This window comes from Pantoea sp. ACRSB (genome assembly GCF_022346905.1).
Taxonomy (GTDB): domain Bacteria; phylum Pseudomonadota; class Gammaproteobacteria; order Enterobacterales; family Enterobacteriaceae; genus Pantoea; species Pantoea piersonii.
Genome location: NZ_JAKRNL010000002.1, coordinates 210,582 through 234,186 on the forward strand (window position 1 = coordinate 210,582; position 23,605 = coordinate 234,186).

Consider the following 23,605-nt stretch of genomic DNA (forward strand, 5'->3'; position numbering starts at 1 on the left):
TGTTGCCTGTTATCTAACTATTTTCGCCGCGGCATTGAGCCTGACATCGGCATAAGGGGTAAGAGATAAGGAGAGCCAACTGCTCATTTATGGTGCTTTAGCTTAAGAAAATATAATTATCTGTTGACCAAATTGTGAATGTTGTGCACTTTTGAATTAGGCCCACAACATGAGGTTTTTATGTACACTCCACGCTCGCAACTAGTTGAAATAACTGACGGACTCGTCAAATTTAAAAGTCAGGGGAACATCTGTCTTGAGCTGTGCGAAGTGAACGGACCGCCCGGGCTTAATTACTGGATTCATTATCTATGCACAACGTTTGAGTGGTTTGACAGAGCTCATGCAACAGAGATGCTTTCAGCTATTGATGCTCATAACAATGCTGGAGGGGTGATACATTGAGCTACAACTTAGCAGCACGCAGCAGAGAAGAACGCGACAGGATCAACGTGGATTTAGACGCGTCAGGAGTCGCATACAAGGAGCGCATGAACAAGCCGGTTATCCCGATGGAAGTCGAATTGCAGCAGCCGGAAGCGCTCAGGGAATATTTCCGGGAGCGGTTACAGCATTACAGAAACGTTGCGCTGCAGTACCCGCGCGGCACTGACCCGGTTTACCACAAGGAGGAAAAATGAATCCATGGGGCCCAATAATCGCAGCTATGATCGCGGGATTTATAGCTTTCATAGGAATGATAATCACCAAAGAAAATAAGGTTTCAGAATTCAGACAAGCATGGATCAATGAGTTCCGTGAAGAGGTTTCTTATTTAATTGAGGCTTACAAAAGGTGGATTGATAATGAAAAGCATTATTCAATTCAGCTCTCGATTAATCACCACTACTTAACTGATGAAATTTCAATCAGAAACTTTACTGAAAGGTCTAAGTTGCTTATGGAGATTGAAAGCCAGTCCAAAGGGGAGATTGAAAGATATATTGGAAAAATAAAGCTGCGCTTAAACTCTGACCCAAGCAGAAGAAGCATACATGAAAACGAAGTTGACAGCCTTCTGGATAAGCTACTAAAAAACAAAGAGTTAAATGAATCTGAAAGATTATCAAAAGAAATTTATTACCAAACTTCTTGCATACTAAGCACAGAATGGAAGGTCGTAAAGAAGGGAGAAACTTCCTATGTGCAATCAAAAAAATTCATTCTAGCCTTAGCTACTTTTATTTCAGTAGTAGGTTTTTTGAGTTTTTTGTTTCACCTAGAAGATGCCCTTAAGTGGTTAATGAATAATCCTCCACGAATAAAATAAAGATGATTGTAACGACAACCTCGCTCAGGCGAGGTTTTTTATTGCCAAAAATTCATGAAAGAACGCATCCATGGTGACACGGAGCCAGCCCACATCGTAATCACCAATAAGGCACTGGAAGCGCATAAAGCCAGGTATGGCGAGGGCAACAAACATCATCACATCACCTATTCCATCGCCTATCGCGGCAAACTCTATCAGGTTGAAGTAATAACCCGCCGCACAACCATGGCCGCGACCGTGATTACTGGTACACGCAACCTTTCTCGTTTACCGGAGTTCGCATGAGCCCTGAAGCAGAAAATGCACTTCGTTCGGTGGCACGCAAATGCCGCGCCGACATATTGCTCGCGACTAAAGGAAAGCCGCGATCTGAGCACGACCGCATCATAACCATCCTTCTCGACAAACATGCCAAAACCGTTCAATGCCTCCCGCCAGGCACATTTCCAGCAAAGCGCTGGCTGTCCTTCTATGTGCGGCAGGTAGATAAGGAGACACGTCAGTGAATATCGATAATGACTATGGCGGTAGCACCACCCCACCCGAACACCGTGACAGCTGGCAGACGCCACCGGAGATTTTCGCTGCGCTGAACCGTGATTTCTGCTTTGTAGCTGACGTGGCCGCCAGCGCGCAAAACCACCTGCTGCCGGTTTACTTCACCGAACAGGATGATGCGCTGGCGCAGGACTGGGCCGGGCAATTGCCGATCGGGTTTGCCTGGTGCAATCCACCCTACAGCGACATCACGCCATGGGTGACGAAAGCCGCGGAGGAATGCCGTAAAGGGATCGGCACCGTGATGCTTGTTCCCGCCGATACGTCTGTCGGCTGGTTTAGCCTGGCGCGCGGTTCATGCACCGAGGTGCGTTTCATTATCGACGGCCGCCTCTCGTTTATTCGCGCTGATACCGGCAAGCCAGTCAACGGCAACAACAAGGGATCGATGCTGCTGATCTGGAACCCGTTCACCTCAGATTTTGGCATAACCGGGTATATCTCGCGCGACACCCTGATGGCGATCGGAAGAAAGGTATTGTCCGATTGGGAGCCAGCCGACGAGCGCGCCGCATGACAGTCACTATAAAGAAGCCGACATGGGCTGGATTATCACTAATCTGGCCCTTTTTATTTGTATCGTGCTGGCCTGGCTATGGCCGCCAAAGGAGTAGATATGGAAAACGTAATTCAGCTGGCTCCCAGCAAATGGGTTTCAGAATCCGTTCTCATGGCTATCACCGGCCTGAAGAAAAACACGATCAAAACCGCCAGGGAAAAGAGCTGGATGGAGGGGCGCGAGTATAAACACATTTCGCCGGATGGCATGCCGATGGATAACAGCATGTGCTTCTACGACTGGAAGGCTGTTGAGAAGTGGATTGAGAATCAGCCGGCGGCGATTCCACGGCGCAAATCTGCTTAAATGCAGATCCCTTTCAACAGGAGACAGAAAAATGTCTGGATATCCAACAGGCGTGGCCCCTAACAAGAACCACCTTCGGATCTGGTTCATGTATGAGGGGCAAAGACGGTGGGAGGCGCTCGGGGTGCCCGACACGGCAAAAAACAGGAAGATGGCTGGCGAATTACGCAGCAATATCGTGTATCGCATCAAGACAGGGACGTTTGATTACCGCAGCCAGTTCCCAGACTCACCTCTTTTTAAAAATGAGGTAAGCGCATCAAAACCGGTCGCCATAAGAGATGTCGCTGACTTATGGCTGAAGCTCAAGAAGCCGGACTGGGCGCATAGCTCTTATGTGACGACAGAACGGCGGGTAAGGGTCACGCTCGACAATATCGGGAACAGCCGGGACATAAGGTCAATAATGCAGAAGGATCTGCTTAACCTGCGTATCGAGCTGCTGAACGGAAGCTACTTTACCGGCAGGAAAATGAATATAGAGAAGAAAGGCAGGACGGCCGCTACGGTAAACTCCAGCATGGCGGATCTGAAAGCCATCTTCTCCTTTGCGCACGGCAACGGGTATATAGAAGCGAACCCGATGACGGGCATCAAGCCTCTTAGAAAATCCAACAAGCGACCGGACCCGATCACACGAGAAGAGTTTACACGGCTCATCGCCGGATGCTCTACCCGGCAGAATGCCAATATGTGGTCGCTGGCAATCCTCACAGGATTACGTCACGGTGAAATCTGCGCTTTGGCCTGGGAGGATATAGACTTTGAAGCGAAGACCATTACCGTCACGCGCAATCTGACGCCGCAAGGCCTGTTCACCCCACCTAAGACCGAGGCAGGCAACAGGGTCATTTGTCTGATTGATGCAGCAGCTGAAGTTCTCCGCAATCAGCGCGAGCTGACAAGAATGTTTCCTCAGACTCCCTTCACCTTTCATACCAGGGAGCATGGCGAAAGGATAGATGATCAGAAAACATTCGTATTCAACGCCAGCCTCGATGCAGTAAACGGCAGGTCAGGCGCTTACTATTCAACGGATTCACTTGGGCAAATATGGAACGGTGCGCTAAGGCGTGCAGGTCTTCGCCACCGTAAGGCATATCAGTCCAGGCACACTTTCGCATGCTGGGCATTGTCGGCAGGCGCAAACCCGAACTACGTCGCCGCGCAAATGGGTCACTCGGATGCGCAGATGGTGTATCGGGTTTATGGCGCCTGGATGTCAGAGAACAATACGGATCAGCTTTCCCTCATCAACACGAAAATGAACGATCTTGTGCTACATACGTGCTTCGCTAAAGTGGCCGTATAGTAATTTTTAGTAGTTTCAGCCTTTTACGCGCTTAGACCTGCATATTCATAATATCAGTATAAGCCGCCACCAGCTTATTCCTGACCTGAATGCCCATCTGCATTGAGATAGAGGACTTCTGCATATCCACCATCACATCGTTTAGCGCGATGCCGGGTTTACCCATTTCAAAATCCTGCGCATGAGCGCGAGCGGTGTTCTGGGTGTCGCTGATCTTATCCAGCGCCGCTTTCATCGTGGCGGCGAAGTCGACCGGCTGCGTCGCATCGCTGCTTTTGTTACTGGCCTGCAGCGAAGTCAGCTGAAGCTGCTGTAAAACGCCGTCAATTGCCTGAATGGACATGCAGTTACCTCATTAAGCGAAAGGGTTAGATTTTTCTACGCTCAAAAAGTTAGCACATTGTCAATGAGACAAAGGCGCTAAATAACCGCAAAAAACCCGGCTTTTTCGCCCATCGAATTTTGCGATAAAGAAAATAATGCCATGCATTGAAGTGGAGTTTCTTTTACGCAGTGTCAGGGAGTCTGTTTTGTCACCACAACAAACCCGGTCAATTATGTCAGGCAGGAATCGGTCATGAATGCGAGTGCAGCCGCTACACAGGATTCAGCAAAAAAAGGCTTCAGTGACCTTATCGCTCGCCTGCGCGCTAATCCGCGTATCCCCTTAATCGTTGCCGCCGCCGCCGCGATCGCCATCGTGATGGCGCTGGTGCTGTGGGCGAAAGCGCCCGACTACCGTGTGCTGTACAACAATCTCTCTGATGAAGATGGCGGCGCGATTGTTACTCAGCTTACGCAGATGAACATCCCCTATCGCTTCGCCGACAATGGCGGCGCGCTGATGGTGCCGGCGGAAAAGGTGCACGAGCTGCGCCTGCGTCTGGCGCAGCAGGGTCTGCCGAAAGGCGGCTCTGTGGGCTTTGAACTGCTCGATCAGGAGAAGTTCGGCATCAGCCAGTTCAGCGAGCAGGTGAACTACCAGCGCGCGCTGGAAGGCGAGCTGGCACGCACCATCGAAACGCTAGGGCCGGTGAAAACCGCGCGTGTGCATCTGGCGATGCCGAAGCCGACGCTGTTCGTGCGCGAGCAGAAATCCCCTTCCGCCTCGGTAACCCTGAACCTGCAGCCGGGCCGCGCGCTGGATGAAGGCCAAATCCAGGCCATCGTGCATATGGTCTCCAGCAGCGTGGCGGGCCTGCCGCCGGGCAACGTCACCGTGGTCGATCAGACCGGACGTCTGCTGACGCGTTCCGACAGCGAAGGCCGCGATCTCAACGACGCGCAGCTTAAATACACCGCCGAAGTGGAAGCACGCTACCAGCAGCGCATTGAAGCGATCCTGAACCCGATTCTGGGCCAGGGCAACGTACACGCGCAGGTAACGGCGCAGCTTAACTTCGACAAGAGCGAGCAGACCGACGAGAAGTATCAGCCCAACGGTAATCCGAGCAGCGCCGCGATCCGTTCGCGCCAGACCAGCACCAGCGACCAGAGTGGCAGCCCTTATCCGGGCGGCGTGCCGGGTGCCCTCTCTAACCAGCCAGCGCCAGCCAACACCGCGCCGGTTAACGCGCCTAACGGGCAGAATGGTCAAAACGGCCAAAACGGCCAGCAGAACAACGCCAGTAACGGCAGCAGCACCAGTACGGCAAACAGCAGCGTGCCGACCAACTCGCGCCGTGACGATACGGTGAACTACGAGCTGGACCGCACTATCCGCCATACCAAAATGAACGTCGGCGACGTGCAGCGCCTCTCGGTCGCGGTAGTGGTGAACTATCGCACCGACGACAAAGGCAAGGCGATCGCCCTTAACGAACAGCAGCTGAAGCAGGTAGAAGATCTGACCCGCGAAGCGATGGGTTACTCGCAGCCGCGCGGCGACAGCGTCAACGTGGTTAACTCCGAGTTCACCGCAACCGATCCAAGCAGCGGCGACCTGCCTTTCTGGCAGCAGCAGAGCTTCTTCGATCAGATGATGAACATCGGCAAATGGCTGCTTATCGCGCTGGTCGCCTTCATCCTCTACCGCAAAATGGTGCGTCCGCAGCTGATGCGTAAACGCGAAGCGGAAAAAGCCGCCATGGAGGCTGCCGCTCAGCGCGCCGCCAACGAGCAACAGGAAGAAGCCTACAGCGTACAGCTCAGTAAAGATGAGCAGGATATTGAGCGTAAGTCTAACAACCGCATGAGCGCCGAGGTGATGAGCCAGCGCATCCGCGATATGTCCGAGAACGATCCGCGCGTCGTCGCGCTGGTTATCCGCGAATGGATGAGTAAAGAACTATGAGTCTGACCGGAACTGAAAAAAGCGCCATCCTGATGATGACCATCGGCGAAGAGCGCGCCGCCGAGGTGTTCAAGCACCTTAACCAGCGTGAAGTGCAGCATCTGAGCGGCGCGATGGCGAATATGCGCCAGGTGTCGCACAAGCAGCTCACTGAAATCCTGCGTGAGTTCGAGACCGACGCCGAACAGTTTGCGGCGCTCAGCCTCAACTCCAACGAGTACCTGCGTTCGGTGCTGACCAAAGCGCTGGGCGAAGAGCGCGCTGCCAGCCTGCTGGAGGATATTCTCGAATCCCGCGAGACCACCAGCGGCATGGAGACGCTCAACTTTATGGAGCCGCAGGCCGCCGCCGATCTTATCCGCGACGAGCATCCGCAGATCATCGCCACCATCCTGGTACACCTCAAGCGTGGCCAGGCGGCGGATATTCTGGCGCTGTTCGACGAACGTCTGCGTCACGACGTTATGCTGCGTATCGCCACCTTTGGCGGCGTACAGCCAGCGGCGCTGGCGGAGCTGACCGAAGTGCTCAACAACCTGCTGGACGGCACCAACCTCAAGCGCGCCAAGATGGGCGGCGTGAGAACCGCAGCGGAAATCATCAACCTGATGAAAACGCAGCAGGAAGAAGCGGTTATCGAAGCAGTCCGCGACTTCGACGGCGAACTGGCGCAGAAAATTATCGACGAAATGTTCCTGTTCGAGAACCTGGTGGAAGTGGACGACCGCAGCATCCAGCGTCTGCTGCAGGAAGTGGAGTCCGAGCAGCTGCTGGTCGCATTGAAAGGATCGGAGCAGCCGCTGCGCGAGAAGTTCCTCAAAAATATGTCGGCGCGCGCCGCAGATATCCTGCGCGACGACCTTGCCAACCGCGGACCGGTACGTATGTCGGCGGTGGAAAACGAACAGAAAGCCATCCTGCTTATCGTCCGTCGTCTGGCGGAATCGGGCGAGATGGTAATTGGCGGCGGCGAGGAAACCTATGTCTGATGCCTTCTCCGCTCGCCCATGGCAGCTCTGGCAGCCTGATGATTTAGGCCGCAGCAACGAACCGGAACCGGAGATCCTGCCGGAGCCGGAGATGTTTGAGTCGGAAGTCGACGAACAGCAGCAGCAGTTCGAGCGCATGCAGCAGCAGGCGCGCAAAGAATCGCAGGCGCAGGGTTATAACGAAGGTTATCAGCAGGGCTTCGCCGAAGGCCAGAAAGCGGGCTACGATGCTGGTTTCCAGCAGGGGCTGGCCGACGCGCAGCAGCAGCAGGCGCCGCTTCAGGCGCGTATGCAGCAGCTGGTTACCGAGTTCCAGCATTCGCTGGAGGCGCTCGACAGCGTGATCGCTTCGCGCCTGATGCAGCTGGCGCTTGAAGCCGCACGTCAGGTGATCGGTCAGGCGACCACGGTGGACGGCAGCGCCCTGCTGCGTCAAATCCAGCAGCTGCTGCAGCAGGAGCCAATGTTCAGCGGCAAACCGCAGCTGCGCGTTCATCCCGACGATCTGCAACGCGTTGAGCAGACGCTTGGCCCGACGCTGGATCTACACGGCTGGCGTCTGCTGGCCGACGGTACGCTGCATCCCGGCGGCTGCAAGCTGAGCGCCGAAGATGGCGATCTCGACGCCAGCGTGGCGACGCGCTGGCAGGAGCTGTGTCGCCTCGCCGCGCCAGGAGAGTTTTAATGACCTCACGACTGTCACGCTGGCTGGGCGCGCTTGACGCCTTTGAAACCCGCATCGCGCAGGTGCAGCCGGTGCGCCGCTATGGCCGCCTGACGCGCGCTACCGGTCTGGTGCTGGAGGCAACCGGCCTGCAGCTGCCCCTCGGCGCGACCTGCGTTATCGAGCGCAACGACGGTAAAACCCTGACCGAAGTCGAAAGCGAAGTGGTGGGCTTCAACGGCCAGAAACTTTTTCTGATGCCGCTGGAAGAGGTTGACGGCATTCTGCCCGGCGCGCGCGTCTATGCGCGCGACAGCGGACACAGCGGCAAACAGCTGCTGCTCGGCCCGCAGCTGCTGGGTCGCGTGCTTGACGGCAGCGGCAAGCCGCTCGACGGTCTGCCGTCGCCTGATACCGGTTACCGCGCGCCGCTGATCACCCCGCCCTTCAACCCGTTACAGCGCACGCCGATTACCGACGTGCTGGATACCGGCGTACGCGCCATCAACGCCCTGCTCACCGTCGGGCGCGGTCAGCGTATGGGCCTGTTCGCGGGTTCCGGCGTCGGCAAAAGCGTGCTGCTCGGCATGATGGCGCGCTACACCCAGGCCGATGTCATCGTGGTAGGACTGATTGGCGAGCGCGGCCGCGAAGTAAAAGACTTTATTGAAAATATTCTCGGCGCTGAAGGCCGGGCGCGTTCGGTCGTTATCGCCGCGCCCGCCGACGTTTCGCCGCTGCTGCGTATGCAGGGGGCCGCCTATGCCACGCGTATTGCAGAAGATTTCCGCGATCGCGGCCAGCATGTGCTGCTGATCATGGACTCCCTGACGCGCTACGCCATGGCGCAGCGTGAAATTGCGCTGGCCATCGGCGAGCCGCCCGCCACCAAAGGCTATCCGCCTTCGGTGTTCGCCAAACTGCCTGCGCTGGTCGAGCGCGCCGGCAACGGCACCCACGGCGGTGGCTCGATTACCGCCTTCTATACCGTACTGACGGAAGGCGACGATCAGCAGGATCCTATCGCCGACTCGGCGCGCGCCATTCTTGACGGCCATATCGTGCTGTCGCGTCGGCTGGCCGAAGCGGGTCACTATCCGGCGATTGATATTGAGGCCTCCATCAGCCGCGCCATGACCGCGCTGATCGATGAGGATCACTATGCGCGGGTGCGCCAGTTTAAACAGCTGCTTTCCAGCTTCCAGCGCAACCGCGACCTGGTCAGCGTTGGCGCCTACGCCGCGGGCAGCGATCCGATGCTGGATAAGGCGATCCGCCTCTATCCGCAGATGGAAGCCTTTTTGCAACAGGGCATTTTTGAACGCAGCCACTACGACGATGCCTGCCTGCATCTGCATGCGCTGTTCGGCTAACGGCGGCGTAACGCGAGGAGTGAGCGATGAAAAGCGCCAGTGCTATCGACACGCTGCGTGATTTAGCCGAGCAGGATCTGGAGAAAGCCGTGATCCACCTCGGTGATATGCGCCGCGGCGTGCGCCAGGCGGACGAGCAGCTGAACATGCTGCTCGACTACCAGGATGAGTACCGCAACAAACTGAACAACGATATGTCGGGCGGCATCGCCACAAACCGCTGGACCAACTATCACCAGTTTATTCAGACGCTGGAAAAAGCGATTGAGCAGCACCGCGCCCAGCTCAATCACTGGAATCAGCGGCTGGAGCAGGCGCTAACCAGCTGGCGTGAAAAGCAGCAGCGCCTTAACGCCTATCAGACGTTAATCAGCCGCGCGGCGGACAACGCACTACGAGTAGAAAACCGTCTCGATCAGAAACGGATGGATGAATACGCCCAACGGGCCGCATTGAGGAAAGGCGAATGATTACGCTGCCAAACATTGTCACCACCGCCAGCGCAAAAGGTGACCTGAACAGTTCAGATTCTGCAGACATTTTGCACAGCGCCAAATCGCTGCCGCAGGACTTTCTGACTGAACTGGGCAATCGCCTGCTGACGCTGGCGAAACAGCAGGGAAATGCGACGCAATCTGCTGAAAGCGCAGAGGAAAGCCAGGACGCTTCCGCGCCGAAGGAGCAGCTCAACGCGCTGCTGACCGCTTTTGACAAACCCGGCAGTCTGGACGCGCTATTGACGCCGGAAAATATTAAAGCCGCCACCAAATCCGCCGATGATAAGGATAAGGCGAGCGCAGAAACCTTAACCAGCAGCGATGCGCAAACCATGCAGGCGCTGTTCGCCATGCTGCCGGTGTCGCCTGTTGCGCAGAGCAGCGCATCTGTCGCGGCAACTGCGACGGCTGCGACGGCGGCATCCGGCAGCGAAACGCGCCGCAGCGCGGTCTCTGACAAGGTGCTCTCTACGCTGAGCCAGGCATTAAGCAGTTCGCTGACGCAAAGCCAGCCGCAGCAGGCTTCGACACCTGCACACGCCGAGGCGAAAGCCAGCCAGGCAGCCCTGACGGCGACGTCAGGCGCGACAGCGAGCACCGCGGCGACCAGCACCGCGCCGCTCACGCTGGACAGCAGCTTTCAGCAGGTATTGAGCAGCTTCAGCAAGCAGGATGAGAAAGGCGCCTCGCTGACGCAAACGGACAGCACCGCGCTGACCAGCGCGCCGCTCAGCAGCAGTACCGCGCCGCTGATGACGCAGACCGCGTCGGCCACGACCGATACGCCATCGACGCCGATGCTTAACGCTCAGCTGGGCAGCGACGAATGGCAGCAGGCGCTGAGCCAGCAAATCGTGATGTTCAGCCGCAACGGCCAGCAAAACGCCGAGCTGCGACTGCATCCGGCAGACCTTGGCGCGATCCAGATTAGTTTAAAGCTGGATAACGACCAGGCGCAGATCAATATGGCCTCCAGCCACAGCCACGTCAGGGCCGCGCTGGAAGCCGCCCTTCCGCAGCTGCGTACCGCGCTGGCGGAAAACGGCATTAACCTGGGACAGAGTCAGGTAAGCAGTGACAGCTTCGCGCAGAGCCAGGGCTTCCAGCAACAACAACAGGAGGCACGCCGCGACGGACAACACGGCACCTTCTCTCTCTCCCAGGATGACGATAGCGAGATAACGCCGATCGCCGTTCCCGCCGCCTTACAGGCGCGCATCCTCGGCACCGGCGCTGTCGATACTTTTGCCTGACAGCGACAAACGCTGAAGGTAAGCGTAAAACCCGCGTCTTTTCTTCCCATTGTTTGACTTAAGACGCGGGATAATCTGTCCAGGCAAACCGAGAGGTTTGCCAATAATTCACAGGAAGTTACTGCAAAAATGTCTGATAACGCGAAAGCAAAAGGCCGCAAACGTTCACTCTTAATTCCGGTGTTACTGATTGTAACGCTGGCCGCTTGTAGCGTGGCAGGTTATGCAGCCTGGCGAATGATGAATAAACACGATAGCGATAAACCGGAAGCCGCGAAAGTTGAACCACCGCCCGCTCCCGTCTTTTTTGCGCTTGATACCTTTACGGTCAACCTGGTCAATCCTGACAACGATCCTGACCGCGTGCTGTACGTAGGCTTTACCCTGCGTCTGCCGGATGAGGATACCCGTCGTCGGATGAATGATTATCTGCCGGAAGTGCGCAGCCGTCTGCTGCTGCTGCTCTCTCGTCAGAGCGCCGCCACACTGGCGTCGGAGCAAGGTAAGCAGGCGCTGATTGAACAGATTAAGCAGGTGCTGTCACCTCCGCTGGTGAAAGGACAGCCTGCGCAGGTGGTAACTGACGTGCTGTTTACCGCCTTCATATTGAGGTAAATCAATGGGCGATAGCATTCTCTCCCAGGCTGAGATTGACGCGCTGCTTAATGGCGACAGTGACAGCGCGGTAGATGAAAAGAGTCAAAGCGGGCCGGAAGGCGACATTCGTCCTTACGACCCTAATACCCAGCGTCGCGTGGTGCGCGAGCGCCTTCAGGCGCTGGAGATTATTAACGAGCGTTTCGCCCGACATTTCCGTATGGCGCTGTTTAACCTGCTGCGCCGCAGCCCGGATATCAGCGTCGGTGCGATCAAGATTCAGCCGTACCACGAGTTCGCCCGCAATTTGCCGGTGCCAACCAACCTGAATCTGATCCACCTGAAACCGCTGCGCGGAACCGCGCTGGTGGTGTTCTCGCCCAGTCTGGTGTTTATCGCGGTAGATAACCTGTTCGGCGGCGACGGTCGCTTCCCCACTAAGGTGGAAGGCCGTGAGTTTACCCACACCGAACAGCGCGTTATCCGCCGCATGCTGAAACTGGCGCTGGAAGGCTACAGCGACGCGTGGAAGGCGATCTATCCGCTGGATGTGGAATATGTTCGCTCCGAGATGCAGGTTAAGTTCACCAATATCACCACCTCGCCGAACGATATCGTGGTCAACACGCCGTTCCAGGTCGAGATTGGTAACCTGGTGGGCGAGTTTAACATCTGTATTCCGTTCTCGATGATTGAGCCGCTGCGCGAACTGCTGGTCAACCCGCCGCTGGAAAACTCCCGTACCGAGGATAACCACTGGCGCGAAAACCTGGTGAAACAGGTCCAGCATTCGGAACTGGAGCTGATTGCGCACTTTGCCGAAACCTCGCTGCGTCTGTCGCGTATTTTGCAGCTGAAGCCCGGCGATGTGCTGCCAATCGAGAAACCGGAGCGCATTATCGCGCACGTCGATGGCGTACCGGTATTGACCAGTCAGTACGGCACCATGAACGGCCAGTATGCCCTGCGTGTCGAGCATTTGATTAACCCGATTTTGAATTCGCTGAATGAGGAACAGCCCAATGAGTGACAGCAATAAACCGTCCGACGACATTTCTGCGGACGATCTGTGGGCTGAGGCGATGAACGAGCAGGCCGCCACCAGCGCGCCGCAGAGCGACGACGTGTTTAAAACGTTCGAGAGCAGCGCCGCTGCCGGTTCGCTGCAGGATATCGACCTGATTATGGATATCCCGGTTAAGCTCACCGTTGAGCTGGGCCGCACCAAAATGACCATCAAAGAGCTGCTGCGTCTGACGCAGGGTTCCGTGGTGGCGCTGGATGGTCTGGCTGGCGAGCCGCTGGATATCCTGATCAACGGCTATCTGATCGCTCAGGGCGAGGTCGTGGTGGTGAACGATAAATATGGCGTGCGTATCACCGATATCATTACGCCGTCTGAACGTATGCGTCGTCTGAGCCGCTAAGTATGATGAATACCCAGTCCCACGCGCTGCAACCCGCGGCGCCCGCGGCTCCGGCAATTTCAGCCGGTTCCGTCGTGACCCAGGTCAGCAGCGTGCTGGCCGTGATTGTACTGCTGATCCTCGCCTGCGCCTGGCTGGCGCGCCGTCTCGGCTTTGCGCCAAAAACGGTAAGCAACCAGGCCCTGAAGGTGAGCGCCAGCGTACAGGTCGGCCAGCGCGAGCGCGTGGTGATTGTGGATACCGCCGAGGCGCGCCTGGTGCTGGGCGTCACGGCGGCGCAAATTACTCATCTGCATACGCTGCCGCCGGTGGCGCCAGATGAACGCGCGCCCGCTTCCGCCGCGCCGCAAGATTTTCGTCAGCTGTTACAGAATTTGGTTAAACGTCCCGGAAAACCCCAATGATGCGTCGACTGCTTCCTCTTCTGCCACTGTTGTTGCTGGCGCCGGCCGCTCACGCCCAGCTGCCGGGCCTGGTCAGCCATGCGTTGCCCAACGGCGGGCAAAGCTGGTCGCTGCCGGTACAGACGCTGGTTTTTATTACCTCGCTGACCTTTATTCCCGCCGTACTGCTGATGATGACCAGCTTTACCCGCATCATCATCGTGTTCGGCCTGCTGCGCAACGCGCTCGGCACGCCCTCCGCACCGCCGAATCAGGTGTTGCTTGGCCTGGCGCTCTTTCTGACCTTCTTTATTATGGCGCCGACCTTCGACAAGATTTACGACGAAGCCTATTTGCCCTTTAGCCAGGACAAGATCAGCATGGATGTGGCGCTGGAGAAAGGCGCGCAGCCGCTGCGCGACTTTATGCTGCGCCAGACGCGCGAAGCAGATCTGGCGCTGTTTGCCCGCCTGGCGAATACCGCGCCAATTGAGGGGCCAGAAGCGGTGCCGATGCGCATTTTGCTGCCTGCTTACGTAACCAGCGAGCTGAAAACCGCTTTCCAGATTGGCTTTACCGTTTTTATTCCGTTTCTGATTATCGATCTGGTGGTCGCCAGCGTGCTGATGGCGCTGGGGATGATGATGGTGCCGCCGGCAACCATCTCGCTGCCTTTCAAACTGATGCTTTTTGTACTGGTGGATGGCTGGCAGTTATTAGTCGGCTCCCTGGCGCAAAGCTTCTATTCCTGATTATTCCGATTCCCCCGGAGATATAAATGACGCCAGAATCCGTAATGGTAATGGGCCAGGAAGCGATGCGCCTGGCGCTGATGCTTGCCGCGCCCCTGCTGCTGGCGGCGCTGGTCAGCGGCCTGATTATCAGCCTGCTGCAGGCCGCAACTCAGGTTAACGAACAGACGCTTTCATTTATACCGAAGGTGCTGGCCGTTGCGGCGACAGCGGTCATTGCCGGGCCCTGGATGCTGAATCTGGTGCTGGACTATATCCGCACCCTGTTTACCAACCTGCCTTATATGATCGGCTGATGGTCACGCTCGACAGCAGCCAGCTGGTTCACTGGGTCAGTCAGTTTTTCTGGCCGCTGGCGCGCATGCTGGCGCTGTTCGCCACGGCGCCGCTGCTGAGCGAGCGCGCCATCAGCAACCGGGTGAAGATCGGGCTGGCGGCGCTGATTACCTGGATAATGGTACCGACGCTGCCTTCGGTCGAGGTCACGCTGTTTTCACCTGCTGGTTTCTGGCTGCTGCTTCAGCAGATGCTGATCGGCATCGGCCTGGGGTTCACAATGCAGCTGGCATTTGCTGCGGTGCGCCTGTCCGGCGAGGTGATTGGTTTACAGATGGGGCTCTCTTTCGCCACCTTTTTCGATCCAGGCAGCCGATTGAATATGCCGGTGCTGGCGCGTTTTCTCGATATGCTGGCGATGTTGCTCTTCCTGACCTTTAACGGACATCTGTGGCTGATCTCGTTACTGGCGGACAGTTTTCATACGTTGCCGATTGGCGGGCAGCCGCTAAACGCCAATGCTTTTAATGCACTGGTCAAAGCGGGCGGGTTAATTTTCCTTAATGGCATGATGTTAGCGCTACCCTTAATCGTCCTGCTGCTTCTGATAAACCTGGTACTGGGTTTGTTAAACCGTGTTACACCTCAGCTGTCGATTTTCGCGGTTGGCTTTCCAATTACCTTAACAGTGGGAATTTTGACCATGGGGTTGATGATGCCACTGGTTGCGCCCTTCTGTGAGCATCTGTTCAGCGAAGTCTTTGATTTGCTCGCCCAGTTTCTTTCGGAACTGTCTCAACCCTGATGATTAAGTATCTCACTATCTTTCTGAAGTGATACTTAAGCCACTTAAAACATTCTGTGCATTTTTCAAACCAGTTTTCTCAGAAATCAACTAAGGAAATTCTGATAAATGAGAACTGACTCTGAAAATTATTCTTATTAAACCCCGCTTCAAGTATTTTATTTCACAGATTCCCGGCATCGCTAACTCAGTGGAATCGTTGACAAAATCGGCAACAGGTTGTTTTCGAACAAAAAAAATCCTTTAACGATTTTTCTTGTCAGGACCTTTTTTTTCCGGCATTGTCAACACTCGCTAAAACGTCACACTTTCGCTAAGCAAATGTTTTTAAGAATCGTCCTATCAGAATTGAGTGTGTTATGCGCGATAGTGACGGGGCTCTCAAAACAGGGTGTTATGCACGCTTATTGCAAACCGCCAGCGATTCCCGCTATCACTGGAGGGATAAGTGACGTCAAGGCAGCACAAAAACAACTTTGCAGAAACGGGTCAGGGAAGAATACTTTTGGCAGGCGTATGGCCTGTCGCCAGACTGCTGAGCAGAATAAAAAAGTGTCTTAGAAATCTCTCTCGTACCGCAACGCGTAATTCATCGTTGATTTAAACGGATAACAAATTGGTGAGGGTCGCTAAACATGCCAACGATTATTATGGATTCATGCAACTACACACGCCTGGGATTATCGGACTACATGTCCTGTAAGGGAGTCAAAAAGAAAAACATCTTTTCCGTCTCCGATATTGAGCAATTACAGCAGCGCTGCGAACAGTTAAAACCTGGCGTAGTGTTTATTAACGAAGAATGTTTTATTCATGAATCGGATTCCAGCGACCGCATCCGAAACATTATTATGCAGCATCCTGAAACGCTGTTTTTTATCTTTATGGCGATTTCTAATATCCATTTTGAGGAATACCTCTACGTTCGTAAGAACCTGATTATTACGTCAAAATCGATAAAAACGACGACGCTGGACTCTTTACTTAGCACTTATTTGCAGAAAAAACTCAACGCATCTACCCGTATTTCTTCAGGACTGGATGTGCACCCGCTGACATTAAGTCAGACTGAGTCTAATATGCTGAAAATGTGGATGTCAGGTCATGACACCATTCAAATTTCAGACAAGATGCAAATTAAAGCCAAAACCGTTTCGTCACATAAAGGCAATATTAAGCGCAAGATCAAAACCCATAATAAACAGGTTATCTACCATGTGGTGCGCTTAACTGATAATGTGACCTCAGGCATTTATGTCAATGTGAGATAGTTAATCAGCGAAAGAACCGGCTAACCAGGCCGGTTTTTTTTCGCCATTTTTGCGAGCAAGATCTCATTCCCTCCCCTCACCCTTTTCCTTTCTCTGCCGATGTTAGCCTCATACCCCCGACATGAGATCAAGGATATGAACACCTCACTAGCTTCTTCTACGCCGTTCAAGGCTGGCCTGTGGCGCAACCTGCGTCTGGTGCCGCTCTTTAGTATGATTTTTGGCGGCATTATGCTGCTGTTCGCCCTCTGTATCGCCCTTGCCAGCTACTTTCTGGTTCAGAGCAACCAGTCGCTGCGGGACGCCACCGATGAGATCCAGGTGCGCATGGGGATCTCCAACAGTTCAAACCATCTGCGCACCGCACGACTGACGATTATTCAGGCTGGCGCCGCCGCCCGCATCGGCGAAATGGATGAGTTCAAAGCCAGCATCGCCGCTACCGAGAAGCGCATTCAGCAGGCGCAGGAGGGCTTCAGGGTCTATCAGAACCGCAAAGTCAAAACCCCGGAAGATATCGCGCTCGACGGGCCGTTAACGGCGCGTTTCAACGACTATGTTGAGAAGGGCGTAAAGCCGATGATCAACGCCGGCAAGCAGGGCAGCTTTGAAGGCATTATTGCGCAGGAGACCGACGTCACGCGTAAACTCGACAATGCCTATAACGAGGTGCTGCTGCAGGCCATCAAACTCCGCACTCAGCGCGCTGACGCCATTAACGCCAGGGCTGAGCATCAGTCGCGCATCGGCTTTATTGCCATGGCGGTCGCTTTCGTCGCCGCCTTGCTGCTGACGCTGGTGACTTTTGTCTTCCTGCGTCGCGTCGTGATCAATCCGCTGCGTCAGTCGGTCACGCGCATAGAGCGCATCGCTCAGGGCGATCTTACCGCGCCGCCGGAACCACACGGTCGCAGCGAAATTGGCACGCTGCTGCATAATCTGCAGCTGATGCAGGATTCGCTGGTGAAAACCGTCGGTACGGTGCGCGAAGGCGCAGTGGCCATCTATCAGGGATCCGGCGAGATCACAGCCGGCAATACCGATCTCTCCTCCCGTACCGAGCAGCAGGCTGCCGCGCTGGAGCAAACCGCCGCCAGTATGGAGCAGCTGACCGCGACGGTGAAGCAGAACGCCGAGAACGCCCACCACGCCAGCCAGCTGGCGGCAGACGCCTCTGGCAAAGCGCGCAGCGGCGGCGAACTGGTTAACGGCGTGGTTAAAACCATGACCAATATCTCCGGCAGCTCGAAGAAGATCGCCGAAATCACCAACGTCATTAACAGTATCGCCTTCCAGACCAATATTCTGGCGCTGAACGCCGCGGTGGAAGCGGCGCGTGCCGGTGAGCAGGGTCGCGGCTTCGCGGTGGTGGCAAGCGAGGTGCGCAGTCTGGCGCAGCGCAGCGCCCAGGCGGCTAAAGAGATTGAGTCGCTGATTGCGGAGTCGGTCAATTTGATTAAAGACGGTTCGCATCAGGTGGGCGAAGCAGGTGAAACCATGGGCGAGATCGTTGAGGCGGTACGCCGCGTCACCGATATTATGTCGGAAATCGCCGCCGCCTCGGATGAGCAGAGCCGCGGTATTCAGCAGGTAAGCCAGGCGGTGACCGAGATGGACAACGTTACGCAGCAGAACGCCTCGCTGGTTGAGGAGGCTTCGGCAGCGGCCGCGTCGCTGGAGGATCAGGCAGGCAAGCTGACCCAGGCGGTCGCCGCCTTCCGCCTGCAGGATACGCCCGCGCGTCCGGCCACTTCATCCGCTTCTGCCTCGCCCGCGCTGAAATCGCCGCTCGCCTCCCCGCGTCCGGCGCTGGCGGCTCCAGGCAATGACAACTGGGAAACATTCTGACGCCGCCAGGCAGTAAAAGGCGTTTTGAATAGGACAGATTAAGCATTAAATAAGGCGCCTGCGGGCGCCTTTTTATTTCCTGCTGTCAGGAGGGATGGTGCGTAAATAGCCTTTTAATTCTCCTGGTAAGGCTCCACAAATACCCCTTCCGGATGATCGCCCTCATTAAAAAACCAGATGCCCAACGGATAATCTTCCAGCGCCACCAGATACATGACGCCTTCATTAAAGGGTTCTATGGCGAGAATAGTGCCGACGCGGCGCGGGCCGCCGTCGGTTTTCACGGTTACGCGGTCATTGACCTTCATGCACGTTGCTCCTGATGATTTTCCTGGCATCAGTGTAAACGAAGAGGCCTGCCTCAGCGACGCGCAATTACCCAAACCGCATGGATGATGCCGGGAATATAGCCGCACAGCGTCAGTAAAATATTGAGCCAGAATGCGCCGCCAAAACCGACCTGCATAAATACGCCCAGCGGCGGCAAAATAATAGCGATAATGATGCGTAACAAATCCATGGTCTCTCCTTGTCGCGTCAGTTTTTTACTTTGCTGCTAACTATAGACGATGTGGCTGATTAAAAAGGAAAAACCAGGTAAATTTAAGTAAGCGCGTAACTTTTCGCTTTCTTTACGTTTCGCAACAAGACTTCTGACACGGCTACCTTTTACACTTTCCTCACTGCCCCACCCCAAAGGGGCAGTCAACCTAAAAGTAACAAGGATTTTGCCCGCGCAGCGCGGGCTTTTTTTTTGCCTGCCTTACTCTCCTTCACAGATTCCTTAGACAACCTTGCCCGCCAGCTATACTTAGTCGATCCGCCGCGATCCGTGGTCGGAGAAAGCCTGTAAATCCTTTGTTAAAAAGGAGAGCGATAATGGCACAGACAAACGCAAGCGGTACCGATCTTCAGCACGACGATAAACCCGACGTGGAGTCGCTGCTGGAAAGCCTGCCGGGCAAAGCGCAGGAAATGCCTCACTCTTTTCCGGAGGCGGATAACAGCCGTCACCTCAGCACCGGCGGCAGAGCATGGGGAAGCAGTATTGAGCTGGCGGATGAGTACGAACTGGATATTCGCGACTGCACCTGTAATGAATTGAACCGCTAACCGCGCGGCAAAAAAATACCCGGCAGGGAGCGCCGGGTAAATATTCAATTAATTCGTTACACCAGGAAATTCTTGACACCTCAGCAGGGTACGCCTGCCCTGCGTTAAGACAAGCACTCTCTGTGCACAAGCCTGTAACCTTTTCCGCTAAAAAGACGGGGAAGTTACCGGGAACAGCCTGAATTTAGCGGCTCTCGACCATGCACTCTTTGTGCATCCCGCCTCGCTTATCCGCTTCGATTTAAGAATTATCCTGGAAGTAGCGCGCGACGGGCGAAAAGAAGGCGCAATCGTTCATCAACTATAATACTGAAAATCCGCCAGTTAATGTCGCAAGGAGCCTGCTATGCCCAGTTTGCAACAGCCGCTGTTAGTCATTACCGATCTGGATGGTTCCCTGCTCGATCATCATACCTACCGCTGGGATGCTGCCGCAGAGTGGCTGGCCGAGCTACAGCGTAATCAGGTGCCGGTGGTGATCTGCTCCAGTAAAACCGCCGCTGAAATTGTGCCGCTGCAAAAGCGGATAGGCCTGACAGGCATCCCCTTTATTGCTGAAAATGGCGCGCTGGTGCAGATGTCAGCACAACGGCGCGTGCGCGTTCCCCCCGAAAGCCCCGGCTACGATGCGCTCTGTCAGACGCTCAGCACGTTGCAGTCGCGCTTTCGTTTTCAGGGCTTCTGTAATTTCAGCAATGCTGAGGTTGCGGCGATGACTGGCCTTGCCGAAGGCGAAGCCACGCTGGCGCGCCAGCGAGAGGCGTCGGAAGTGATTGTCTGGCGCGACGATGAAGAGAAGCTGGAGGCGTTTCGCGCCGCGCTGGCGCAGCATCAGCTCCAGCTGACGCAGGGCGGCCGCTTCTGGCATGTAATGCCGACAGGCAGCGGCAAAGGCGAAGCGCTGCGCTGGCTGCTCGGCCAGTATGACCATGTTCCCACCACTATCGGCCTTGGCGATGGCCCCAACGATGCACCCATGCTCGATGCGGTTGATTACGCCGTCGTGATCAAAGGCTATAGCAAAACGCCAGTCTCGCTGACCCGGCAAGACGCGCAGCAGATCTACCATACGGCGCATTACGGCCCCGAAGGCTGGAAAGAAGGTCTTGATTATTTTCTGAGCCAGCCAGATTAAGCCGCACCCACTGTTTATCAAAAGGATAGCGCGATGAGTGATTTTTATCAGAATGGCGTGATTACCAATTTCCATAATCTGACCGACCGCAGCGTAGAGTCGCTGGAAAAAGAGATGGTGCGCTTCGCGCGCAAACGCAAAATGGGGCTGATTCTGCCGTCGCTCTTTTCTGAACTGGAAGGGCCGGCGCTGGGACATATCGTCGATGAGCTGGCTAAAGTGCCCTATCTTGACGAGATCGTGATTGGCCTCGATCGCGCCGACCGCGATCAGTTTCTCTACGCGCGCGAATTTTTCTCGCGCCTGCCGCAGCGCCACCGCATTTTATGGAATGACGGCCCGCGCCTGAAGGCAATTGATGCCGAGCTGGATAAAGAGGGGCTATCTCCCTCCCAGCCGGGCAAAGGACGCAACGTCTGGTTCTGCACCGGCTTTACGCTCGCCTCGGATCGCACCCAGTGCGTGGCGCTGCACGACTGCGATATCGTCACTTATGAACGCGGCATGCTGGCGCGCCTGCTCTATCCGCTGGCGAATCCGGCGTTCCAGTATGAGTTCTGCAAAGGCTTTTACGCGCGCGTCGCCGACGGCAAGCTTAATGGCCGCGTTGGACGTTTGCTGGTTGGCCCGCTGCTGCGCTCGCTGCAGAAGGTCTATGGCCACTCCGAATATCTCGACTACCTGGCCAGCTTTCGCTATCCGCTGTCGGGCGAATTCGCCATGCGCACCCATGTGCTTAACGGCATTAAAATTCCCGGCGACTGGGGGCTGGAGATTGGCGTGCTGTCGGAAATTTACCGCAACTACACCACGCGCCAGACCTGCCAGGTGGAGATCGCCGACAACTATGACCACAAGCATCAGCCGCTGGCGGAAGATGATGGCACCGGCGGCCTGAAGCGTATGAGCAGCGATATCGTGCAGTCGCTGCTGCGCAAACTGGCGACGATGGGCGTGCCGCTCACCAGCGACTCCTTTCGCGTGCTGAAGGCGACCTACTACCGCAACGCGCTCGATATGATGGAGATCTACAACCATGAGGCGGCGATGAACGGCCTGAAGTTCGATCAGCACACCGAAGAGGCGGCGGTGGAAATGTTTACCCAGTCGATTCTGGAAGCGGGACAGGCCTTTATCGAGCGCCCTAACGACAAGCCGTTTATTCCCAGCTGGAGCCGCGTTCAGTCCGCCTTCCCCGATATTTTGCAGCGTATCTACCAGGCGGTGGAAGAGGACAACGACGGTAAGGTTTAACCTTCAGCCACCACGCGGTTGCGGCCCTGACTTTTTGCCAGATAGAGTCGGCGGTCCGCTTCCGCCTGTAAGCGCGTCGCCTGGTAATCCCCCTGCTCTTCGCTGCTGGCGACGCCCGCGGAGAGCGTCACGCTAAAGCAGCGGCTGGCATTCACCAGAATGGTTTTGGCCGCCAGCCGCTGTCGCATACGTTCCGCCACCTTTTGCGCATCTGCCAGCCCGGTGTCAGGCAGCACCACGCAGAACTCCTCGCCGCCCACGCGCCCGGCCAAATCCTCTTTACGCAACGCCTGAGCGATAATCGCGGCGACGCGCATCAGCGCCTGGTCGCCCGCCTGATGGCCCCAGGTGTCATTGACGGATTTAAAGTGATCGATATCGAGCTGAATCACCGAGAGCGGCGCATTGAGCTGCTGGCAGCGTGCCGTCTCCCCCTCAAAGCGCTCAAAAAAGGCGCTGCGGTTAAGCAGACGCGTCAGGCCATCGTAGCTGGCGCGCCACTCCAGCCGGGCAGAGAGCTGGCTCAGCCGCCGCACCAGACGAACGATAACCTGATGCGCCACCAGCAGCAGGAGTACGAACAGCAGCCACATCGCAAGCATAAACAGCATGGCATGTCCTAAATCCTGCCGCAGCCCCTGCGCCAGCGTTTGCTGATTCAGCAGGTAGCCGTCCACGTTTTTCAGCCTGCGCCAGCTGATAAACTGACTCTCCAGCCGCAGCGCGCCCTGCGGCTGACGCGCCATTTGGGCGTAGAGCCGCTGTTGCGCACTGCTGCTCAGCGCTTTACCGTCCGATGCGTTAAGCGACGCCAGGGGCTGTTGCGCTTTATCCAGCAGCATCACGCTCCCCTGCAACGCACTATGGCGCATGCTGCCCAGCAGCCTGGCGATACGCTGCTGGCTAAAATCCATCGACAGCACGCCATACCAGTAGCCGTTGCTGAAGACAGGTGTGCTGACCGTAAGCATGGCGCCCTCATCGTTCGCGCCCTGATAGACGCCAGACCAGCGCAGCTGCTGAGAAGAAGCCAGGGCCGAGATGGCGCGGAACCAGGGACGCGATACGACGGTAGCATAGCTGGCGGAAATGGCTGACAGGCTCTGCGGCGGACGCGAACTGATAAAAAAACCGGCGCGCGAGGTGTACCAGAAGCGCGAATGGAAATCGGCCTCCGCATCGCTGAACTGCATAATAAAGCTGAACTCCAGCGCCGCGAGCAGCTCGCCGTTAAGTCGCGCCGCATCGCGTTGCAGCAGATTATCCTGCGCCAGCTCGCTGTCACCAACGCCGTTTATCGGCATGCTGCGCGGCATATTGAGCCGCAGCTGCCAGGCGGGCTGGCGGCGCAGCTGATTAAACTCCGCCAGCGCGCGGCGTCCGTGATCGGCGTCGAGCGGATGCGACAGCGCGTAAGTGAACATGCGGCGATAGTAGATTAGCCCGTCAATGCTCTCCTGAAACTGGCTTTCCAGCCCGTTCTGCATATCTGCCAGCGCGGCGCGCTGCCTGTCTTCATAGTTCGCATGCAGGGTGTAAAGCTCGCGCAGGGTCAGAAAAAAGGAGAACAGCAAGACCGCTAAAAACAAGAGGTGAACACGCAGCTCGGGACGTAACGTTCGGACGGAGAGCGGCAAAACAACCATCAGCAACGATGCTCCGAATAA

Annotated in this window: 29 protein-coding genes; 25 read left to right on the forward strand and 4 right to left on the reverse strand. The window is 56.0% G+C overall.

Going from position 1 to position 23,605, the window contains the following annotated elements; translation table 11 throughout:
- The first annotated feature begins 401 nt into the window (after positions 1 to 401).
- The 7 genes from MHZ89_RS07255 (at position 402) to MHZ89_RS07285 (ending at position 4,008) form a co-directional block, all read left to right on the forward strand.
- Positions 402 to 641, forward strand: coding sequence for a DNA polymerase III subunit theta (locus MHZ89_RS07255; RefSeq protein ID WP_311782450.1), 240 nt, complete (start codon positions 402 to 404; stop codon positions 639 to 641).
- On the forward strand, positions 638 to 1,270 hold the full coding sequence (locus tag MHZ89_RS07260; RefSeq protein ID WP_311782451.1) for a hypothetical protein: 633 nt from the start codon (positions 638 to 640) through the stop codon (positions 1,268 to 1,270). Before MHZ89_RS07255 ends, MHZ89_RS07260 begins: the two co-directional genes overlap by 4 nt.
- Positions 1,271 to 1,324: 54 nt before the next feature.
- The gene (locus tag MHZ89_RS07265; protein ID WP_311782452.1) at positions 1,325 to 1,558 is read left to right on the forward strand and encodes a DUF4060 family protein; all 234 of its coding nucleotides are present in this window, start codon (positions 1,325 to 1,327) and stop codon (positions 1,556 to 1,558) included.
- Positions 1,555 to 1,779, forward strand: coding sequence for a hypothetical protein (locus MHZ89_RS07270; protein WP_311782453.1), 225 nt, complete (start codon positions 1,555 to 1,557; stop codon positions 1,777 to 1,779). Before MHZ89_RS07265 ends, MHZ89_RS07270 begins: the two co-directional genes overlap by 4 nt.
- A 2-nt stretch (positions 1,780 to 1,781) precedes the next feature.
- On the forward strand, positions 1,782 to 2,348 hold the full coding sequence (locus MHZ89_RS07275; RefSeq protein ID WP_311783008.1) for a phage N-6-adenine-methyltransferase: 567 nt from the start codon (positions 1,782 to 1,784) through the stop codon (positions 2,346 to 2,348).
- 99 nt (positions 2,349 to 2,447) lie between these two features.
- Positions 2,448 to 2,696, forward strand: coding sequence for an excisionase family protein (locus tag MHZ89_RS07280; protein ID WP_239314180.1), 249 nt, complete (start codon positions 2,448 to 2,450; stop codon positions 2,694 to 2,696).
- A gap of 31 nt (positions 2,697 to 2,727) precedes the next feature.
- The gene (locus MHZ89_RS07285; RefSeq protein WP_311782454.1) at positions 2,728 to 4,008 is read left to right on the forward strand and encodes an Arm DNA-binding domain-containing protein; all 1,281 of its coding nucleotides are present in this window, start codon (positions 2,728 to 2,730) and stop codon (positions 4,006 to 4,008) included.
- Between the two features lie 31 nt (positions 4,009 to 4,039).
- Here the strand turns inward: MHZ89_RS07285 and fliE are convergent, their stop codons facing one another.
- Positions 4,040 to 4,351: a flagellar hook-basal body complex protein FliE gene (gene fliE, locus MHZ89_RS07290; protein WP_120453591.1), complete on the reverse strand. Its 312-nt coding sequence runs from the start codon at positions 4,349 to 4,351 to the stop codon at positions 4,040 to 4,042.
- A 234-nt stretch (positions 4,352 to 4,585) separates the two neighbouring features.
- Here fliE and fliF point away from each other — a divergent pair, with 234 nt between their 5' ends.
- From fliF to MHZ89_RS07365, 15 genes are all read left to right on the forward strand, one after another.
- Complete coding sequence (gene fliF / locus MHZ89_RS07295) at positions 4,586 to 6,301, forward strand: flagellar basal-body MS-ring/collar protein FliF (RefSeq protein ID WP_311782455.1); 1,716 nt, start codon at positions 4,586 to 4,588, stop codon at positions 6,299 to 6,301.
- Positions 6,298 to 7,290, forward strand: coding sequence for a flagellar motor switch protein FliG (gene fliG / locus MHZ89_RS07300; protein WP_311782456.1), 993 nt, complete (start codon positions 6,298 to 6,300; stop codon positions 7,288 to 7,290). Before fliF ends, fliG begins: the two co-directional genes overlap by 4 nt.
- The gene (fliH, locus tag MHZ89_RS07305) at positions 7,283 to 7,975 is read left to right on the forward strand and encodes a flagellar assembly protein FliH (RefSeq protein ID WP_311782457.1); all 693 of its coding nucleotides are present in this window, start codon (positions 7,283 to 7,285) and stop codon (positions 7,973 to 7,975) included. The genes fliG and fliH overlap by 8 nt, the downstream gene beginning before the upstream one ends.
- Positions 7,975 to 9,327 carry a flagellar protein export ATPase FliI gene (gene fliI / locus MHZ89_RS07310; protein ID WP_311782458.1) on the forward strand — a complete coding sequence of 451 codons (1,353 nt, stop codon included), beginning with the start codon at positions 7,975 to 7,977 and terminating at the stop codon, positions 9,325 to 9,327. Before fliH ends, fliI begins: the two co-directional genes overlap by 1 nt.
- Before the next feature lie 26 nt (positions 9,328 to 9,353).
- A complete protein-coding gene (fliJ, locus tag MHZ89_RS07315) occupies positions 9,354 to 9,797 on the forward strand; it encodes a flagellar export protein FliJ (protein WP_120453581.1) in 444 nt (147 codons plus the stop codon).
- Positions 9,794 to 11,077: a flagellar hook-length control protein FliK gene (locus MHZ89_RS07320; RefSeq protein ID WP_311782459.1), complete on the forward strand. Its 1,284-nt coding sequence runs from the start codon at positions 9,794 to 9,796 to the stop codon at positions 11,075 to 11,077. The genes fliJ and MHZ89_RS07320 overlap by 4 nt, the downstream gene beginning before the upstream one ends.
- Before the next feature lie 129 nt (positions 11,078 to 11,206).
- Entirely contained in the window at positions 11,207 to 11,692 is a 486-nt protein-coding gene (fliL, locus tag MHZ89_RS07325) for a flagellar basal body-associated protein FliL (protein ID WP_311782460.1), read from the forward strand.
- A gap of 4 nt (positions 11,693 to 11,696) precedes the next feature.
- Complete coding sequence (fliM, locus tag MHZ89_RS07330) at positions 11,697 to 12,704, forward strand: flagellar motor switch protein FliM (protein ID WP_033749825.1); 1,008 nt, start codon at positions 11,697 to 11,699, stop codon at positions 12,702 to 12,704.
- Positions 12,697 to 13,101, forward strand: coding sequence for a flagellar motor switch protein FliN (gene fliN / locus MHZ89_RS07335; RefSeq protein ID WP_120453576.1), 405 nt, complete (start codon positions 12,697 to 12,699; stop codon positions 13,099 to 13,101). The genes fliM and fliN overlap by 8 nt, the downstream gene beginning before the upstream one ends.
- 5 nt (positions 13,102 to 13,106) lie before the next feature.
- Positions 13,107 to 13,505, forward strand: a complete 399-nt coding sequence (gene fliO / locus MHZ89_RS07340; RefSeq protein WP_311783009.1) for a flagellar biosynthetic protein FliO — start codon at positions 13,107 to 13,109, stop codon at positions 13,503 to 13,505.
- Entirely contained in the window at positions 13,505 to 14,236 is a 732-nt protein-coding gene (gene fliP / locus MHZ89_RS07345; RefSeq protein WP_311783010.1) for a flagellar type III secretion system pore protein FliP, read from the forward strand. Before fliO ends, fliP begins: the two co-directional genes overlap by 1 nt.
- Before the next feature lie 26 nt (positions 14,237 to 14,262).
- Positions 14,263 to 14,532 (forward strand): flagellar biosynthesis protein FliQ, encoded by a 270-nt coding sequence (gene fliQ, locus MHZ89_RS07350; protein WP_311782461.1) that lies wholly within the window; start codon positions 14,263 to 14,265, stop codon positions 14,530 to 14,532.
- The gene (fliR, locus tag MHZ89_RS07355; RefSeq protein WP_311782462.1) at positions 14,532 to 15,317 is read left to right on the forward strand and encodes a flagellar biosynthetic protein FliR; all 786 of its coding nucleotides are present in this window, start codon (positions 14,532 to 14,534) and stop codon (positions 15,315 to 15,317) included. The genes fliQ and fliR overlap by 1 nt, the downstream gene beginning before the upstream one ends.
- A 635-nt stretch (positions 15,318 to 15,952) precedes the next feature.
- Positions 15,953 to 16,588: a transcriptional regulator RcsA gene (rcsA, locus tag MHZ89_RS07360; protein WP_033749830.1), complete on the forward strand. Its 636-nt coding sequence runs from the start codon at positions 15,953 to 15,955 to the stop codon at positions 16,586 to 16,588.
- A gap of 135 nt (positions 16,589 to 16,723) precedes the next feature.
- Entirely contained in the window at positions 16,724 to 18,436 is a 1,713-nt protein-coding gene (locus MHZ89_RS07365) for a methyl-accepting chemotaxis protein (RefSeq protein ID WP_311782463.1), read from the forward strand.
- Positions 18,437 to 18,549: 113 nt separating this feature from the next.
- Here MHZ89_RS07365 and dsrB read toward each other — a convergent pair whose 3' ends face one another.
- Positions 18,550 to 18,744 (reverse strand): protein DsrB, encoded by a 195-nt coding sequence (gene dsrB / locus MHZ89_RS07370; protein WP_311782464.1) that lies wholly within the window; start codon positions 18,742 to 18,744, stop codon positions 18,550 to 18,552.
- A gap of 53 nt (positions 18,745 to 18,797) precedes the next feature.
- Positions 18,798 to 18,956: a YqaE/Pmp3 family membrane protein gene (locus tag MHZ89_RS07375; RefSeq protein ID WP_033749833.1), complete on the reverse strand. Its 159-nt coding sequence runs from the start codon at positions 18,954 to 18,956 to the stop codon at positions 18,798 to 18,800.
- Between the two features lie 359 nt (positions 18,957 to 19,315).
- Between MHZ89_RS07375 and MHZ89_RS07380 the strand changes: the two genes are divergently transcribed.
- From MHZ89_RS07380 to MHZ89_RS07390, 3 genes are all read left to right on the forward strand, one after another.
- Positions 19,316 to 19,549 (forward strand): DUF2525 domain-containing protein, encoded by a 234-nt coding sequence (locus MHZ89_RS07380; RefSeq protein ID WP_311782465.1) that lies wholly within the window; start codon positions 19,316 to 19,318, stop codon positions 19,547 to 19,549.
- 346 nt (positions 19,550 to 19,895) lie between these two features.
- Positions 19,896 to 20,684: a mannosyl-3-phosphoglycerate phosphatase-related protein gene (locus MHZ89_RS07385; RefSeq protein WP_311782466.1), complete on the forward strand. Its 789-nt coding sequence runs from the start codon at positions 19,896 to 19,898 to the stop codon at positions 20,682 to 20,684.
- A 33-nt stretch (positions 20,685 to 20,717) separates the two neighbouring features.
- Entirely contained in the window at positions 20,718 to 21,938 is a 1,221-nt protein-coding gene (locus MHZ89_RS07390) for a glycosyl transferase (protein WP_311782467.1), read from the forward strand.
- Here MHZ89_RS07390 and dgcQ read toward each other — a convergent pair.
- Entirely contained in the window at positions 21,935 to 23,584 is a 1,650-nt protein-coding gene (dgcQ, locus tag MHZ89_RS07395; RefSeq protein WP_311783011.1) for a cellulose biosynthesis regulator diguanylate cyclase DgcQ, read from the reverse strand. The two genes, MHZ89_RS07390 and dgcQ, sit on opposite strands and share 4 nt — an antisense overlap.
- Positions 23,585 to 23,605 lie beyond the last annotated feature (21 nt).

Coding starts and splice junctions, on each gene's coding strand:
- MHZ89_RS07260 (WP_311782451.1), top strand. CDS start 638: ATGAATCCATGGGGCCCAATAATCGCAGCTATGATCGCGGGATTTATA.
- MHZ89_RS07265 (WP_311782452.1), top strand. CDS start 1,325: ATGAAAGAACGCATCCATGGTGACACGGAGCCAGCCCACATCGTAATC.
- MHZ89_RS07270 (WP_311782453.1), top strand. CDS start 1,555: ATGAGCCCTGAAGCAGAAAATGCACTTCGTTCGGTGGCACGCAAATGC.
- MHZ89_RS07280 (WP_239314180.1), top strand. CDS start 2,448: ATGGAAAACGTAATTCAGCTGGCTCCCAGCAAATGGGTTTCAGAATCC.
- MHZ89_RS07285 (WP_311782454.1), top strand. CDS start 2,728: ATGTCTGGATATCCAACAGGCGTGGCCCCTAACAAGAACCACCTTCGG.
- fliE (WP_120453591.1), bottom strand. CDS start 4,351: ATGTCCATTCAGGCAATTGACGGCGTTTTACAGCAGCTTCAGCTGACT.
- fliF (WP_311782455.1), top strand. CDS start 4,586: ATGAATGCGAGTGCAGCCGCTACACAGGATTCAGCAAAAAAAGGCTTC.
- fliG (WP_311782456.1), top strand. CDS start 6,298: ATGAGTCTGACCGGAACTGAAAAAAGCGCCATCCTGATGATGACCATC.
- fliH (WP_311782457.1), top strand. CDS start 7,283: ATGTCTGATGCCTTCTCCGCTCGCCCATGGCAGCTCTGGCAGCCTGAT.
- fliI (WP_311782458.1), top strand. CDS start 7,975: ATGACCTCACGACTGTCACGCTGGCTGGGCGCGCTTGACGCCTTTGAA.
- fliJ (WP_120453581.1), top strand. CDS start 9,354: ATGAAAAGCGCCAGTGCTATCGACACGCTGCGTGATTTAGCCGAGCAG.
- MHZ89_RS07320 (WP_311782459.1), top strand. CDS start 9,794: ATGATTACGCTGCCAAACATTGTCACCACCGCCAGCGCAAAAGGTGAC.
- fliL (WP_311782460.1), top strand. CDS start 11,207: ATGTCTGATAACGCGAAAGCAAAAGGCCGCAAACGTTCACTCTTAATT.
- fliM (WP_033749825.1), top strand. CDS start 11,697: ATGGGCGATAGCATTCTCTCCCAGGCTGAGATTGACGCGCTGCTTAAT.
- fliN (WP_120453576.1), top strand. CDS start 12,697: ATGAGTGACAGCAATAAACCGTCCGACGACATTTCTGCGGACGATCTG.
- fliO (WP_311783009.1), top strand. CDS start 13,107: ATGAATACCCAGTCCCACGCGCTGCAACCCGCGGCGCCCGCGGCTCCG.
- fliP (WP_311783010.1), top strand. CDS start 13,505: ATGCGTCGACTGCTTCCTCTTCTGCCACTGTTGTTGCTGGCGCCGGCC.
- fliQ (WP_311782461.1), top strand. CDS start 14,263: ATGACGCCAGAATCCGTAATGGTAATGGGCCAGGAAGCGATGCGCCTG.
- fliR (WP_311782462.1), top strand. CDS start 14,532: ATGGTCACGCTCGACAGCAGCCAGCTGGTTCACTGGGTCAGTCAGTTT.
- rcsA (WP_033749830.1), top strand. CDS start 15,953: ATGCCAACGATTATTATGGATTCATGCAACTACACACGCCTGGGATTA.
- MHZ89_RS07365 (WP_311782463.1), top strand. CDS start 16,724: ATGAACACCTCACTAGCTTCTTCTACGCCGTTCAAGGCTGGCCTGTGG.
- dsrB (WP_311782464.1), bottom strand. CDS start 18,744: ATGAAGGTCAATGACCGCGTAACCGTGAAAACCGACGGCGGCCCGCGC.
- MHZ89_RS07375 (WP_033749833.1), bottom strand. CDS start 18,956: ATGGATTTGTTACGCATCATTATCGCTATTATTTTGCCGCCGCTGGGC.
- MHZ89_RS07380 (WP_311782465.1), top strand. CDS start 19,316: ATGGCACAGACAAACGCAAGCGGTACCGATCTTCAGCACGACGATAAA.
- MHZ89_RS07385 (WP_311782466.1), top strand. CDS start 19,896: ATGCCCAGTTTGCAACAGCCGCTGTTAGTCATTACCGATCTGGATGGT.
- MHZ89_RS07390 (WP_311782467.1), top strand. CDS start 20,718: ATGAGTGATTTTTATCAGAATGGCGTGATTACCAATTTCCATAATCTG.
- dgcQ (WP_311783011.1), bottom strand. CDS start 23,584: ATGGTTGTTTTGCCGCTCTCCGTCCGAACGTTACGTCCCGAGCTGCGT.